Raw genomic sequence first — 14,260 nt, 5'->3', positions numbered from 1 at the left:
TCAGCCCCCGGCGCGCCGGCCGCCCTCGTCGTGGGCGGCGCCGGGCGCGGCACCGCGGTCGCCCGCGCGCCGGCCGCCCGCGGGCCCGCGGCGCGCCCCGCCCCGCCCCGGCCGGCCCGCGCCGAGCTTCGCGTCGTACATCACCTGGTCCGCGTCGTGCAGGAGCTTCTCCGTAGTGTGCGCCCGGCCGGCCGACGCCGCGCCGACGCTCGCGCTCACCCGCGCCCACGCGCCGCCGACCGGGACCGACACCTGGCCCATCTCCTGCACCGCCGCGACGGCGCGTCGCACCGCCGCGGGCGTGCCGGTGAGCAGCACCGCGAACTCGTCGCCGCCCAGCCGCGCGACCGCACCGGTCGACGGGACGAGCTCGCGCAGCCGCTCGGCCACCGCCACGAGCACCCGGTCGCCCACGGCGTGGCCGAAGCTGTCGTTCACGGCCTTGAAGTCGTCGAGGTCGACGTAGAGCACCGCGACGGCGCGGCGGCCGTCGACCCGCCCGGCCAGCGCCTCGTCCACCAGCCGGTGGAAGTGGGCCCGGTTCACCAGCCCGGTGAGCGCGTCGTGGTCGACCATGTGCGCCAGGCGCTCCTCGAGCGTCTTCTCCTGGCTCACGTCGACCAGCACCCCGTGCAGCCGGGGCCGCCCGTCGCTGTCCCGCCGCAGCACCGCGTCGTCGCGCACCCAGACGTCGTAGCCGTCGCGGTGCCGCAGCCGGTAGGTGATGGACGGCAGCTGGCCGCCCACGCCGAGCCCCTCGCGCAGCGCCTCCTCGTGGGTGCGCATGGCGCGGTCGGACGGGTGGATGGCGCGCGACCACTCCCCCGGGTCGTCCAGCCACTCCTGGGGCGAGCGCCCGAGCATCCACTCCAGCCGGGGGCTGACGTACTCGAACCGCCCGCCGGGCCCGGGCTCGGCGATGTAGACCACCGCGGGCACGTGCTCGACGAGCAGCCGGTAGTGCAGCTCGGCGGCGGCGAGCTCGTCGGCCAGGCGCTTGCGCTCGGTGATGTCCTGGACCATGCCGATGGCGTAGTCCGGGCGCCCGTCGGCGTCCCGGACCAGCGACACGGTCAGGTCCACCCACAGCGTGCTGCCGTCCTTGCGGACGAACCGCTTCTGCATCGCGAAGCCGTCGCCGTCGCCGTCGCCGTCGACCATCGCGCGGAACAGCCGGTCGTTCTCCGCCTGGTCCTCGGGGACGGTGTAGTCCGCGAACGGCATCGCCGCGAACTCCTCGGTCGAGTAGCCGAGCAGCTGGCGCAGGGTGTCGTTGGTGAGCGGGGTGCGGCCGTCGAGCTGGACCAGGCCGATGCCGACCGGCGCCGCCTCGATCAGCGTCTCGAGCTGGCGGAGCCGGTGCGCCTGCCGGGCTGCGAGGGCGGCCAGCTCCTCGGGCGCGGGCCCGTCGCCGGGCTCGACCCGCCGTCGGCGGCGCGGCAGGCCCGGGACGCGTCCGGCGCCCTCGGCGGCCGACGCGGGCGAGCGCGGCGTGAGCCCGTCGAGGGGAAAGGTGCCGTCGCGGGTGAGCGCCGCCAGGGCCCCGCGCAGCACCCGGGCGCCCTCGGCGGCCTCCCACTCCTGCGACCCTGCGCCGTCCACGTCCCGATCCCTCGCTGTTGCACGCGCCGCCCCGGCGAGCATGCCGGGGACCTGCACGTGTCATCGGCGTCCTCGCAGGTCATCTGAGGGGCCGACCGGGTGGACCGCGGTGGCGGGCGGGTGACTTCTCAGACCTCCGAGGAGCCGAGGTCGGGCCCCGCGGCGAAGGCCACCCGCGCCGCGGCGGCGCCGTGCAGCTCGAGGACGACGACCTCGTTGCCCTCGGCGCGCAGCAGGGGCCCGGGCACGTACAGGGTCGCGGTCGGGCCCGCGCTCCAGTACCGGCCCAGCAGGAACCCGTTGACCCACACCAGACCCTTGCCCCAGCCGTCCGTGCGCAGGAAGTGGTCGACACCCGCGACCGTGTCGAAGGTGCCGCGGAGGAACGTCGGGCCGGCCACCGGCGCCGCGGGCTCGGCGGCGGGCGCGGCGTCCAGCAGGGCGGCCAGCCCCGGCTCCACGCCGTCCAGCCGCAGCGGCGTCACCGACCAGTCCGTCAGCTCCCGGGCGGCGGTGCGCGCGGGCCCGACGAGGCCCTTGGCCTCGCCGATCCGCGGGCCGTAGTTGACCCGGCCCTGGTCCTCGACGAGGAGCGTGAGCTCCCCGTCCCGCGCGGGCAGCGCGATCGTCCGGCTGTGCTCCGTCCGGCTCAGCACCCCGACCGGCTCGCCGTCGAGCGCCACCAGCGCGCGGTCGCGGACCTCGTCGAGCGTGAGCACCCGGTCCTCGGCCGTGACCCGCGTGCGGTACAGCGTGAACCCGGACCAGTGGCCGAGCTCGTCCGTGGTGGGCAGGTGGTCCCACGCCTGCGGGTCGCCGAGCGTCGGCAGCGCCTCGGCGAGGGGGACGCGGCGGTCGAGGTCGACGGCGAGCTCCGGCGCGGGCGTGCGCGGTGCCGGGACCTCGTCGGGCACCCGGGCGTGCCGCGCGATGACGTCGCGCATCGCGAAGTACTTGGGGGTCGGCGACCCGTCCTCGGCGAGCGGGGCGTCGTAGTCGTAGGACGTCGTGATCGGCAGGTAGGTGCCCTTGTCGTTGGCCCCGCTGGTGAAGCCGAAGTTCGTGCCGCCGTGGAACATGTAGAGGTTGACCGACGCACCAGCCGCGAGCAGGTCGTCCAGGTCCTGCGCGTTCACCTCGGCGGGCGCGACGTGGTGGGGCTGCCCCCACGAGTCGAACCAGCCGTTCCAGAACTCCATGCACATGAGCGGGCCGGTCGGCTGGTGCCGGCGGAGCAGCGCGAGCCGCTCGGTGGCGCGCGCGCCGAAGGTCGCGGTGCGGTGCAGCTCCGGGACGCTGCCCCGGCTCTGCATGGCGTCGTCGGCCTGGTCGCAGCTCAGCAGCGGGACGTCGATGCCCCGCTCCCGGTTCATCTTGATGAGCGCCCGCAGGTACTCGTGGTCGTCGCCGTACGCGCCGTACTCGTTCTCCACCTGCACGGCGATCACCGACCCGCCCCGGGTGACCTGGCGCTCGGCGACCAGCGGCAGCAGCTGGTCGTAGTACTCCTCGATCGCGGCGAGGTACCGCGGCTCGTGCCGCCGCACGCCCACGTCGGGGTCGGCGAGCAGCCAGCCCGGCAGTCCCCCGCCGTCCCACTCGGCGCAGATGTACGGCCCGGGCCGCACGATCGCGTGCATCCCCTCCGCCGCGACCAGGTCGAGGAACCGGCCCAGGTCGCGAGGCCCGTCCAGGTCGAACCGCCCGCGCTCGGGGGCGTGCACGTTCCACGCGACGTACGTCTCGATGGTGTTGAGGCCCATGAGGCGGGCCTTGTGGATGCGGTCCGCCCACAGCCCGGGGTGCACCCGGAAGTAGTGCAGGGCGCCGGAGATCACCTGGTGCGGGCGGCCGTCGAGCAGGAAGTCGGTGTCGCCGATCTCGAACGTGGGCATGGCGGGGTCGTGCTCCCGGGTCTCGGTGGGGTGCGCGCCGGCGCTGCTCCAGCCCGGCGGGGCGGGCCGGCGGCGGGTCCCCGCCGCCGGCCCACCGGCGTCACTTCGCGGTGAAGCCCTGCTCGTTGCCGTAGTCCACGGACTGCTGCTGCCAGTCCGCGAGGCCCTCGGTCAGGGTGGTGGAGCCGACGTAGGCCTGGCCCACCGTGTCGTTGAAGATGCTGTTCGCGTACACCTGGTACGGCAGGTACTGCCAGCCCTCGACGACGTCGGCCGCGGACTGCGAGAGCACCTCGTTGATCTTCTGGCCGCCGAAGTAGTCGGACTCCTTGTTCAGGAACTCGTCCGACTCGAGGTCGGCCGTCGTGGCCGGGAAGCCGCCGGCGTCGATGCGGATCTTCGTGCCGTCACCGTTCGACAGGTAGGTGAGGAAGTCGTAGGCGAGCTCCTTGTTCGGGCTGGCCTCCGTGATCGACAGCGCCGACCCGCCGTTCTCCGACGACGCGGTCTGGCCCGCCTCCCACTGCGGGAGCGGCGCGACGCGCCACTGGCCCGCGGACTGGGTGACGCTGGCCTCGAGGTTGCCGGGCATCCAGGCGCCGATGGCGAGCGACGCGATCGTGCCGTTGCCCAGGCCCTGGTACCACTCGTCGCTCCACGAGGAGGTCGGGGCGACCAGGTCCTCGTCGAGCAGCTGCTGCCACATCTCGGCGAACTTCGTGGACCCCTCGTCCGTGAAGTCGATCGTCACGTCGGTGCCGTCGACCTGGTACGGGTGCCCGCCGGCCTGCCAGATCATCGACGTCGCGAAGCCCGCGTCGCCGGTGTCGTTGGTGATGTACACGTTCGGGTCGGCGGCGTGCAGCGCACGCGCGGCGGCGAGGTACTCGTCCCAGGTGGTCGGCACCTGCACGCCGTACTTCTCGAACACCGTGGTGTTGTAGAACAGCGCCATCGGGCCCGAGTCCATCGGGAGGCCGTAGATGCCGTCGCCCTGGTGCACCGCGCTCCACGGCCCGGGGCTGTAGGTGCCGTCGAGGTCGTCGGCACCGAGCTCGGTCAGGTCGGCCAGCGCCTCGCCGATCGCGAACTGCGGCACCGCGTAGTACTCGATCTGCGCGAGGTCCGGCACGCCGGAGCCCGCCGCGACCGCGTTCTGCAGCGCGGTGTACTCGTCGGTGTTGGTCCCCGCGTTCACCACGTCGATCGTGACGTCGGGGTGCTCGTCCATGTACGCGTCGGCGATGGGCTCGACCGTGTTGTCCCAGGCCCAGACGGTCAGGGAGCCGCCGTCGGCGGCGTCGGAGCCGGACCCGGAGCCGGAGTCGCCACCGGAGGAGCAGGCGGTCAGGGCCAGGGCGAGCGCGCCGGCGACGGCTGCGCCGCGCCAGAGCCGGGAGGGGGTGGTGGTCATGCGGGGTCCTCTCACTTCGTTGTCAGAACGGGACGGACGGGGACGGGCGCGGGCGCCCCGGCGCGGTCGGGCGCCGGTCACTCCTTGACGGAGCCGGCGGACAGGCCGGACTGCCAGAACCGCTGCAGCAGCAGGAACGCGGCGATCAGCGGGACGATCGTGAGCAGCGCGCCGGTGAGCACGAGGTTGAAGATCGCCTGGCCGCCGGCGGTGGCGGCCTGCGCGTTCCACGCGTTCAGCCCGAGCGTCAGCGGGTACCAGTCGGGGTTCTTGAGCATGATCAGCGGCAGGAAGTAGTTGTTCCAGGTCGCGACCATCGTGAACAGCAGCACCGTGACGATGCCGGGTCCGAGCAGGGGCAGGCAGATGCGGCCGAACGTCCGCAGCTCCCCCGCGCCGTCCATCCGCGCCGCCTCCAGCAGCTCCGTGGGGATGGCCTCGGCCGCGAACGTCCACATCAGGTACAGCCCGAACGGCGAGATCAGCGACGGGATGATCACCGACCACGGCGTGTTGGTCAGGCCCATCTGGCTGAACATCAGGAAGGTCGGCACAGCCAGCGCGGTGCCGGGCACGGCCACCGCGCCGATCACGATCGCGAACACCGCGCGCTTGCCGGGGAACGAGAACTTGGCGAGGCCGTAGCCGCCGAGCACCGCCAGGGCCGTGGCGCCGCCGGCACCGACGACCACGTACAGCAGCGTGTTGCCGAGCCAGCGCAGGAAGATCCCGTCGTCGTAGGTCAGCGTGTCCGCGATGTTGGAGAACAGGGCGAAGTCGCCGCTGAACCACAGGCCGAACGAGTCGAACAGGTCGGACTGCGTCTTGCTGGCGTTGATCACCAGCCACGCGAGCGGGATCAGCGCGTAGATCCCGACGACCGCGGTGAGCACGGTCAGCAGGACGCTGCGGCGCGGCTTGTCGGCACTGCGCCGGCGGCGGGGCGTGCGCAGCCGCGGGCCGGCGGGACGGGACGCCCTGGCCCGCGCGGGGGCCGGGGCGGAGGTGGTGGTCATCGGGCTCACGCCTCCTTGCGCATGCCGCGCAGCTGGACGACGTAGGCGACGATCATCGTGAGGACGCCCATGATGATCGCGACGGTCGCCGAGTAGTTGTACTGCTGGCCCGAGAAGGACAGCGAGTAGGCGTACAGGTTCGGGGTGAAGGACGTGGTGATCGCGTTCGGCGCGAGGCTCTGCAGGATGCTCGGCTCGTTGAACAGCTGGAAGCTGCCGATGATCGAGAAGATCGTCGCGATGACCAGGGCCCCGCGGATCGCCGGGATCTTGATGGCCCGGACGACCTGCCACTGGCTGGCGCCGTCGAGCTCCGCGGCCTCGTACAGCGAGGCCGGGACCACCCGGAGCGCCGAGTAGAAGATCAGCATGTTGTAGCCGACGAAGCTCCAGGTCACGATGTTGCCGATCGAGGCCAGCACCAGGTCCGGGGACAGCGGGTTCGGCAGCTGCACGCCGAGCAGGTCGTTGAGGTTGCCGACCAGGCCGAACCGGGTCCCGTACATGAAGCCCCACATCAGCGCGGCCACCACGGCGGGGACGGCGTAGGGCAGGAAGATCGAGATCCGGAAGAAGCTCTTGCCGTACAGCCGGCCGCTGTCGATCGCCAGGGCCACCAGCAGCGCCAGGCCGAGCATGATCGGCACCTGGACCACCAGGAACGCGCCGACGCGGCCCACCGCCGACCAGAACTGCGGGTCGGTGAACGCCCGCTGGTAGTTCTCCAGCCCGACGAACGAGTTGCCGCCCACCAGCTGCTTGCGGAACAGGCTGAGGTAGATCGAGTACGCGATCGGGGCGAGGAACACCAGGGCGAACACGGCCATGAACGGGCCGACGAAGCCCCAGCCGGCCCACCGGCCGCGTCGCGTGCGCCGGCGGCCGGCGGCGCGGGGCGTCGCCGTCGCAGGCACCGGGACGTTCTGGGTCGTCACTGCGAGCCACTCCTTCGGGGTCGGGGCGCCGGTGCGATGTTGACGTCAACATCTGACCGGCGGGCGCCACGCTGCCACGCGGCCGGGAACCGTGTCAACACCGGGTGCCCTCGGGATGGCGACGTCACCATCCGCACGACAACGCGGATCGACCGGACCACGGCCGCTCGGGCGACGCCGCCGCCCCGGGGCGGCGGCGTCGCCGGGGGACCTGCGGCGACGTCCCCGATGTTGACGTCACCATGCCGCTATCATCGCCGCATGACTGACACCGTCCCGGCCCCGGGCCGCGGCCGCGCCGGCCCGTCGATCGCCGACGTCGCCCAGCTGGCCGGCGTCTCGTCCCAGACGGTGTCCCGGGTGTCGACCGGTGCCGACAACGTGCGGCCCGCGACCCGCGACCGCGTCCTCGCCGCCATGGAGCAGCTGGGCTACTCCCCCAACCACGCCGCTCGGGCCCTGCGGTACGGCAGCTTCGGCACCATCGGCGTCATCGCCCACCGGCTCGCGCGCACCGGCGAGTCCCGCACGGTCGAGGCCGTCGTCGAGGCCGCCCGGGCCGAGGGCTACACCGTGAGCCTCGTCGACGTCCAGAGCCCGTCCTCGGACGACGTGACCGCCGCCGCGGCGCGGCTCTCGCACCAGTCGATCGACGGCCTGATCATCATCCGGGCCGAGACCGCCACCCCGGCGAGCCTGGCGGTGCCGCCGCGGATGCCCGTCGTCGTCTCGGACTCCCGGTTCGTCGGCCACCACCCCGCGGTCGCCGCGGACCAGGTGACCGGGACGCACCTCGCGGTGCAGCACCTGCTGGACCTCGGCCACCGCACCGTGCACCACCTCGCGGGGCCGGCGGACTCCGCGCCCGCGGAGATCCGCGTCGACACCTGGCGCGAGCACCTCGTGGGCTCCGCGCGGGAGGTCCCCCCCGTGGTGCGCGGCGACTGGAGCGCCCGGTCCGGCTACGAGCAGGGCCGCCTCCTCGCCGCCGACCCCGACGTCACGGCGGTGTTCTGCGCCAACGACGAGATGGCCGCCGGGCTCGTGCGGGCGCTCTACGAGCACGGCCGCCGGGTGCCGGACGACATCTCGGTCGTCGGGTTCGACGACATCCCGCTCACGGAGTTCCTCTGGCCCCCGCTGACCACCGTGCAGCAGGACTTCCACCTGATCGGCAGCCGCCTCGTCGACCTCCTGCTCCGGCAGATCCGGGACCACGAGACGCTGACCGACTCGCGGATCGTGGTGCCGACCCGGCTGGTGGTGCGCGCGAGCACCGCGCCGCCGCGGGGCTGAGCACCGCGGCGCCGGCGGGTCGCGGCGTCAGGCGGGCGCGGTCGCGCGCTCCGGCCGCGGCGGGTCCTGCTCCGGCACGGCCTCGGCGCTGCGGGTGACCAGCACCGGGCACTCGGCGCGTTGCACGACCGGGCGGCTGGTCGACCCGAGCACCAGGCTCGCGAGCCCGCCGCGGCCCCGGGTGCCGACCACCAGCAGGCTCGCGTGCCGCGAGCGCCGCACCAGCGCCTGCGCGGGCCGCCCCTCGGCCAGGTCGAACGTCACCTCCACGTCCCGCCGCGAGGCCGCCCAGGACCGGCCGCGCTCCAGCACGCGCTCGGCCTCCTCCAGCGCCACCTCCGCGGGCGAGCGCTGCGGGTAGGTCAGGGCCCAGTACGCGGGGCCCGCCGTGTCGACCGCGGCGGTCCACGCCGTCACGACGCTCACGCCGGTGCCGAGGTGGGACGCCTGGTCGCAGCCCGCCTCGAGCGCGCGGAACGACTCCGGCGACCCGTCGAACCCGACCAGCACCGGGTCCCGGCCCGCCCCCGCGCGCGCCGCCGCGGGCACCACGACGACCGGGCACCGCGCCCGGTGCAGCACGCCGGTCGCGGCCGAGCCCACCAGCGCGTTGACCAGGCCCGCGCCGCGGCGGCCGACCACCACCATCCGCGCGTCCGCGGCCTCGTCCACCAGGACGCGCGCCGGCGGCCCGTGCCGGACCACCGCGCGGACCTCGACGCCCGGTGCGACCTCGGCGGCGGTCCGCGCGCCCTCCTCCGCGACCTGGCGCACCTGCGCCTGGACCTCGCGGCCGAGCCAGGACTCCCCGGCACCGCCGCCCTCCTGGCCCGCGAAGCCCCAGACGTGCACCACGTCCAGCGCCCAGCCGCGGGTGGCGGCCTGGGTCGCGGCCCACCGGACCGCCGCCACGGACTCGGCCGACGTGTCGTAGCCGACGACCACCCTGTCGTCCATCTCCCGCACCTCCGTCCACGAAGGGGACACCTCCACCATGCGCCTCGCCGCCCCGCCCGCGCCAGGCCCTAGGTCCCCGGCCCACCTCCGCCCGGCCCGGTGGCCGGACGGGCGGTCACCGGCCGGTGGTGGAGAAGTGCTGGTAGTCCACGGGCGACGCCCACTCCCCGCCCCACCGCCAGCCGTGCGCGGCGAACGCGCGCACCACCGCGTCGCCCGCGTGCAGCACGCCGGGCGCGTCGGGCCGGGCCGCGAACGGCTCGCCCTCCGGCGGCAGGACCAGCGACCCGCGCACGTACGGGTTCTCGACCGGGTTCAGGTCGATGGCCCGGCCGTATGCGTGCTCGGACCACCCCGTGCCCCGGCTGATCGGCCGGCAGTTGAACGCCGACGTGTTGTCCGCGGCCATCGAGGCGTCGTCGCTGCCGCCGAAGTCGTCCACCGGCCGCATCGAGCGGATCGGGTAGCCCAGCGCGAACAGCTCGCCGAACACGGCGACGACGCTGTCGGCCACGTCGGCGTGCACCACGAGCTCGCCGGTGGCCGCACCCCCGCCGACGTCCCGGTAGGTCACCGTCACGTAGCGCAGGTCGGCCAGGGGGACCGGGCAGCCGGCGCGCCAGGAGGAGGACATCCGGGCGGCGAGCTCGGGGGTGATCGGCCCGACGGTGCCGGCGTAGCCGGGCGCGTAGGCGTCGGGGGCCACGGCGCCGTGGTCGGTCCAGGCGGCGTCGGGGGCGCGCACGGCCGCGGGGGCCGCAGAGGAGGTGGAGGTCGGGGTGGCCGCGGGCGCCGCCGGCCCCGCCGGGCTCCGGCCCGGCGACGGCGCCGGGTCCCCGCCCGGCATGCACGCCGCGGCCGCCGCGAGCAGGACCGCGGCCGGCAGCGCGGCCCTCCCCCGCAGCCGGGCACGGGTCGTCACGAGGTCAGCTCCACGTCCACCACCACCGCGAAGTGGTCCGACGGGTACCGCCCGCCCACCGGCTCCGTCCCGGCCAGCCGCGCGCCGTCCGCCCGCAGGGTGCCGCCCGCCCGGCCCGGGCGGGCGAGCACGTGGTCGATGCGCTGGTCGATCAGCTCGGCGGCCTCCAGCGGCGCCTCGGGCACGACCGAGCTCAGCGTCACCGCCTCCGGGGCGCCGCCGCCCAGCGGCCACAGGTCGGCGAGCTGCCGGGTCAGCGCCGCCAGCTGCGGCCCGTCCGGCCGGGCGTTGAGATCGCCCAGGACCAGCACCGGCAGATCGCCGTCGAGGGCCGCGTCGGCCGCCAGGTCCGCGAGCGCCCACGCCTGGGCCATCCGGTCCTCGGCGTACCGCGGCTCCCACTCGAGCGTCGCCACGATCACGTGCAGCGGCCCCGCCGGGTGGTCGAGGGTGGCGTGCAGGGCGTGCGCCGGCGGCCCGGGGCGCTGGTCCGCCGGGAGCGGGACGGTGCGGGTGGCGAGCGGCGGCCAGCGGGACACCAGGGCGATGCCCATCTCGACGCCCGCCAGGTCGGGGTCGGTCGAGGCCGGCACCGGCGGCAGCCCCGTCGGGACGAACACCGCCGACGGCAGCCCGAGGTGGTCCGCGACGAGGTCCGCCTGCGTGCCGCCGGCGTCCCGCCAGGTCTCGACGAGCGCGAGCACGTCGGGCCGGGCGTCGGCGAGCACGCCGAGCAGCGCGGGCTCCCGCTCCCGCCACGCGCCCCCGAAGCGCCACCACACGTTCCACGTCATGGCCCGCACGCCGCCAGCGTACGGACCCGCACCGCCCACCGCCCCCGGACCTGCGCGGCTGGCCTCCCGGGCTCGGGCGTGCCTACCGTGGTGCCTCCCCGACCCCCGGACGAGAGGCACCCGCGTGCGCCGACCCGCCCTGCTGATCGGCACCGGCGCCGTCGTCCTCGTGCTCGTGCTGCTCGCGGTGGTGCTGGTGACCCGCGGCGACGACCGGCACCCGGGCCCGACGCCGGGCGCCGCGGCGAGCACCCCGCCCGCCGAAGCCATGACGACCGTGCTGTCCAGCACCTTCGACGAGGGCGACGAGGGCTGGACCCCGCTCGGCGACGGCGTCCAGGTCTCCGCCGCGCAGGGCACGACGCACGACGGCGCGGGCAGCCTGCTGGTGTCCGGCCGGTCCGAGGCCTGGCACGGCGCCGCGGTCGACCTGTCGGGCTCCGTCGCCCGCGGCCAGGTGCACACCGTGTCGGCCTGGGTCCGGCTCGGCGAGGGCGCGGGCGACGCGGACGTCCAGCTCACGCTGGAGCGCGACCCCGGCAGCGACGACCCCCTGTACCTGCACGTGGCGCGCGGGACGGCGACGGCCGGCGACTGGGTCGAGCTGGTCGGCACGGCGCAGGTGCCCGAGGGCGGCGGCGAGTGGCGGCTCTACGTCGAGACCACCGAGTCGACCGCCGACCTGAGGCTGGACGACGTCACCGTCCAGCGCCCGACCCCGGAGGTGCAGACCGACGTGACCGCCCTCAAGGACGCGACCGAGGTGCCGCTCGGCGTCGCCGTCGGCCCCCAGGACCTCACCGGCCGCCCGGCCGAGCTGCTGCTGCGGCACTTCGACCAGATCACGCCCGAGAACGCCATGAAGCCCGTGACGGTGCAGCCGACCGAGGGCGCGTTCGACTTCGGCCCCATGGACGAGGTGCTCGACTTCGCCGCCGCCCACGGGCTGACGGTGCACGGCCACACGCTCGTCTGGCACCGGTCCACACCGGACTGGTTCTTCGAGGCCGCCGACGGGCGCCCGCTGACGGACAGCGCCGAGGACCGGGCGCTGCTGCTCGACCGCCTGCGGAGCCACACCCGGGCCATCGCCGACCACCTGGCCGAGCGGTACGGCGACGCGAGCCCCGTCACGTCCTGGGACGTCGTGAACGAGGCCCTCGACCCGCAGCAGCCCGACGGGCTGCGGCACAGCCGGTGGTACGAGGTGCTGGGCCCGGGCTACGTCGCGGAGGCGTTCCGGATCGCCCGCGAGGAGCTGGGCCCGGACGTCACCCTCTACCTGAACGACTACGACACCGACGCGCCCGACCGCCGCCGCGGCCTGGTGCGGCTCGTGCTGGACCTGCAGGCGGCGGGCGCCCCCGTCGACGCCGTCGGGCACCAGATGCACGTCGACCTGGACACGGACGTGGACCGGGTCGCCACCACGCTGGACGCCGTCGCGGGCCTCGGCCTGCGGCAGGCCGTCACCGAGCTCGACGTCGCCCTCTCCGGCCGCGACGAGCGGCTGGACCGCACGCCGCCGGACCGGCTGGAGGCGCAGCGCGGCCAGGTGCGGGACCTCGCCGCCGCGTTCACGCGGCGGGACCTGGCGTTCATCGGCGTCTGGGGGCTGTACGACACCCGGTCGTGGCTGCGCGCCTGGCCCCAGGAGCGGCCGTACGAGGCGCCGCTGCTGTTCGACGACGACCTGCAGGCGAAGCCGGCGTACGAGGGGTTCCTCGAGGGGCTGGGCGCCGGGTGACCCGGCGCGCCGGGCGCACGCCGAGGGGTCAGCGGCCGTCGTCCTCCGCGACCGCACCCGCCCGGTAGACGACCAGCGCCACGTCGTCCTGGCCGCCGCGCGGCGTGAGCGAGCGCAGCAGGCCGTCCGCGACCGAGGCGGTGGGAGCGCCGGCCGGCTGGGCGGCCACCTCGGCGACCAGCCGGTCCAGCCCGACCCGCAGCGACTCCTGCCGCCGCTCGATCAGCCCGTCCGTGCACACCACGAGCAGATCGCCGTCGCTCAGCCGCTCGACGGCCTCGGGCCGCGGGTCCCCGGAGATCCCGAGCGCGGCACCGCGGCCGCCGACCAGCAGCTCGGCCCCGCCGGCGGCCCGGCGCAGCACGGGCGGCAGGTGGCCGGCCGAGGAGTGCACCACGGTGTGCTCGACCTCGTCGACGACGGCGCAGAACACCGTGGTGCACTCCGCGCCGGGCAGGGTGCGCGCGAACCGGTCGAGGCCGTCCAGCACGTCGGCCGGGCTGCGGTCCTCCAGCAGCAGCGCGCGGGTGGCTGCGCGGAGCTGGCCCATCCGGGCGGCGGCGTCCAGCCCGTGGCCGACGCAGTCACCCACGACGAGCGCCCGCCGGCCGGGACCCAGCTCCACCACGTCGTACCAGTCGCCGCCGACGGCCAGGTCGCCCGCCGCGGGCCGGTAGCGGGCCACGACGCCGACCAGGCTGGACCCCTCGGGCAGGATCGCGGCCTGCAGGGTGTCGCTGACCGCGCGCAGGTGCTCGACCTCGGTCTGGTGGCGGACGGTCCGGCCGACGGCCGCGCCGACGATGCTCGCGACCAGGAGCAGGTACGACCGGTAGGCGTCGTCCCAAGGGCGCCGGCCGGCGCCGGTCAGCACCATGACGCCGGTCGGCGTCGCGTCGGACACGCCGGCGAGCGGGACCACCACGGTGCGACCCCGGTCCTCGGCCTCACCCGTGCGGGCGACCCGCTCGGCCACCTCGTCCGGCACCTCCGCGCCACGCGACGCGCCGGCGCTGCCCCGCAGGACCAGCGCGCCGTCGCGGTCCCAGACGTACAGCGCGGCGGCCAGCACGTCCTCCGCGTCCCCCAGCAGCCCGAGCGTCGCGGAGGCGAGCGCGTCCAGGTCGTCGCGGACGGTGGAGAGCGCGGCGGACAGGTCACCCAGCAGCCGCATCCGCCGCTGCTCCACGACCCGCTCCGTGGTCTCGGTGACGATGTCCAGCAGCCCGCCGATCTGGTCCGAGGCGTCGCGGATGGGCGAGTACGAGTAGGTGAAGTAGACGTCCTCGTCGTAGCCCGAGCGGTTCGTCACCAGGTGGCGGTCGACCTCCCACGTCGGCTCGCCGCGCACCATCACCGACTCGACCGACGGCACCAGGTCGTCCCAGATCTCCTTCCACACCTCCGCGAGCGGCGCGCCCATGGCCCCCGGGTGCTTCTCGGAGCCGAGGATCTCCCGGTAGCCGTCGTTGTAGATCATCGTGAGCTCGGGTCCCCAGGTGACCAGCACGGGGAACCGGGTGCTGAAGCACATCTCGACCGTCAGCCGCAGCGCGGTCGGCCAGGTGCTCGGCACGCCCAGCGGCGTCGCCGCCCAGTCCACCTCGCGCGCGAGCGCGCCGGTGGCGCTGCCGGCGGTGACGCGCAGGAACCAGGGAGATCGCACGGAGGTGACAGTACGC

General features: G+C 75.2%; 11 protein-coding genes. 2 read left to right on the top strand and 9 right to left on the bottom strand.

The window, feature by feature from the left end; genetic code table 11:
- From FS882_RS07730 to FS882_RS07710, 5 genes are all read right to left on the bottom strand, one after another.
- On the bottom strand, nt 1–1,602 hold the full coding sequence (locus FS882_RS07730; RefSeq protein WP_187365200.1) for a sensor domain-containing diguanylate cyclase: 1,602 nt from the start codon (nt 1,600–1,602) through the stop codon (nt 1–3).
- Nucleotides 1,603–1,730: 128 nt separating this feature from the next.
- Nucleotides 1,731–3,497 (bottom strand): glycoside hydrolase family 35 protein, encoded by a 1,767-nt coding sequence (locus FS882_RS07725; protein WP_158372472.1) that lies wholly within the window; start codon nt 3,495–3,497, stop codon nt 1,731–1,733.
- Nucleotides 3,498–3,597: 100 nt separating this feature from the next.
- Nucleotides 3,598–4,911: an ABC transporter substrate-binding protein gene (locus FS882_RS07720; protein WP_154729590.1), complete on the bottom strand. Its 1,314-nt coding sequence runs from the start codon at nt 4,909–4,911 to the stop codon at nt 3,598–3,600.
- A 77-nt stretch (nt 4,912–4,988) separates the two neighbouring features.
- Entirely contained in the window at nt 4,989–5,927 is a 939-nt protein-coding gene (locus FS882_RS07715) for a carbohydrate ABC transporter permease (RefSeq protein ID WP_158372471.1), read from the bottom strand.
- Between the two features lie 5 nt (nt 5,928–5,932).
- Nucleotides 5,933–6,862, bottom strand: coding sequence for a carbohydrate ABC transporter permease (locus tag FS882_RS07710; RefSeq protein ID WP_230323042.1), 930 nt, complete (start codon nt 6,860–6,862; stop codon nt 5,933–5,935).
- Between the two features lie 261 nt (nt 6,863–7,123).
- Here FS882_RS07710 and FS882_RS07705 point away from each other — a divergent pair, with 261 nt between their 5' ends.
- Nucleotides 7,124–8,158, top strand: a complete 1,035-nt coding sequence (locus FS882_RS07705) for a LacI family DNA-binding transcriptional regulator (protein ID WP_158372470.1) — start codon at nt 7,124–7,126, stop codon at nt 8,156–8,158.
- 27 nt (nt 8,159–8,185) lie between these two features.
- Here FS882_RS07705 and FS882_RS07700 read toward each other — a convergent pair whose 3' ends face one another.
- From FS882_RS07700 to FS882_RS07690, 3 genes are all read right to left on the bottom strand, one after another.
- A complete protein-coding gene (locus tag FS882_RS07700; protein WP_187365199.1) occupies nt 8,186–9,115 on the bottom strand; it encodes a universal stress protein in 930 nt (309 codons plus the stop codon).
- Between the two features lie 115 nt (nt 9,116–9,230).
- A complete protein-coding gene (locus FS882_RS07695; protein WP_262348137.1) occupies nt 9,231–10,037 on the bottom strand; it encodes a M15 family metallopeptidase in 807 nt (268 codons plus the stop codon).
- On the bottom strand, nt 10,034–10,831 hold the full coding sequence (locus tag FS882_RS07690; RefSeq protein ID WP_262348147.1) for an endonuclease/exonuclease/phosphatase family protein: 798 nt from the start codon (nt 10,829–10,831) through the stop codon (nt 10,034–10,036). The genes FS882_RS07695 and FS882_RS07690 overlap by 4 nt, the downstream gene beginning before the upstream one ends.
- 124 nt (nt 10,832–10,955) lie before the next feature.
- Here FS882_RS07690 and FS882_RS07685 point away from each other — a divergent pair, with 124 nt between their 5' ends.
- Entirely contained in the window at nt 10,956–12,578 is a 1,623-nt protein-coding gene (locus tag FS882_RS07685) for an endo-1,4-beta-xylanase (protein WP_187365197.1), read from the top strand.
- Between the two features lie 28 nt (nt 12,579–12,606).
- Here the strand turns inward: FS882_RS07685 and FS882_RS07680 are convergent, their stop codons facing one another.
- A complete protein-coding gene (locus FS882_RS07680) occupies nt 12,607–14,244 on the bottom strand; it encodes a PP2C family protein-serine/threonine phosphatase (protein ID WP_158372466.1) in 1,638 nt (545 codons plus the stop codon).
- Nucleotides 14,245–14,260 lie beyond the last annotated feature (16 nt).

Source organism: Cellulosimicrobium cellulans (genome assembly GCF_007679345.1).
Lineage (GTDB): Bacteria > Actinomycetota > Actinomycetes > Actinomycetales > Cellulomonadaceae > Cellulomonas > Cellulomonas cellulans_A.
This window is presented reverse-complemented; position numbering and strand designations above follow the sequence as displayed.

Bases quoted from the DNA above. Each gene is read 5' to 3' on its own strand.
- FS882_RS07690 (WP_262348147.1), bottom strand. From the start codon at position 10,831: ATGACGTGGAACGTGTGGTGGCGCTTCGGGGGCGCGTGGCGGGAGCGG.
- FS882_RS07705 (WP_158372470.1), top strand. From the start codon at position 7,124: ATGACTGACACCGTCCCGGCCCCGGGCCGCGGCCGCGCCGGCCCGTCG.
- FS882_RS07720 (WP_154729590.1), bottom strand. From the start codon at position 4,911: ATGACCACCACCCCCTCCCGGCTCTGGCGCGGCGCAGCCGTCGCCGGC.
- FS882_RS07725 (WP_158372472.1), bottom strand. From the start codon at position 3,497: ATGCCCACGTTCGAGATCGGCGACACCGACTTCCTGCTCGACGGCCGC.
- FS882_RS07715 (WP_158372471.1), bottom strand. From the start codon at position 5,927: ATGACCACCACCTCCGCCCCGGCCCCCGCGCGGGCCAGGGCGTCCCGT.
- FS882_RS07700 (WP_187365199.1), bottom strand. From the start codon at position 9,115: ATGGACGACAGGGTGGTCGTCGGCTACGACACGTCGGCCGAGTCCGTG.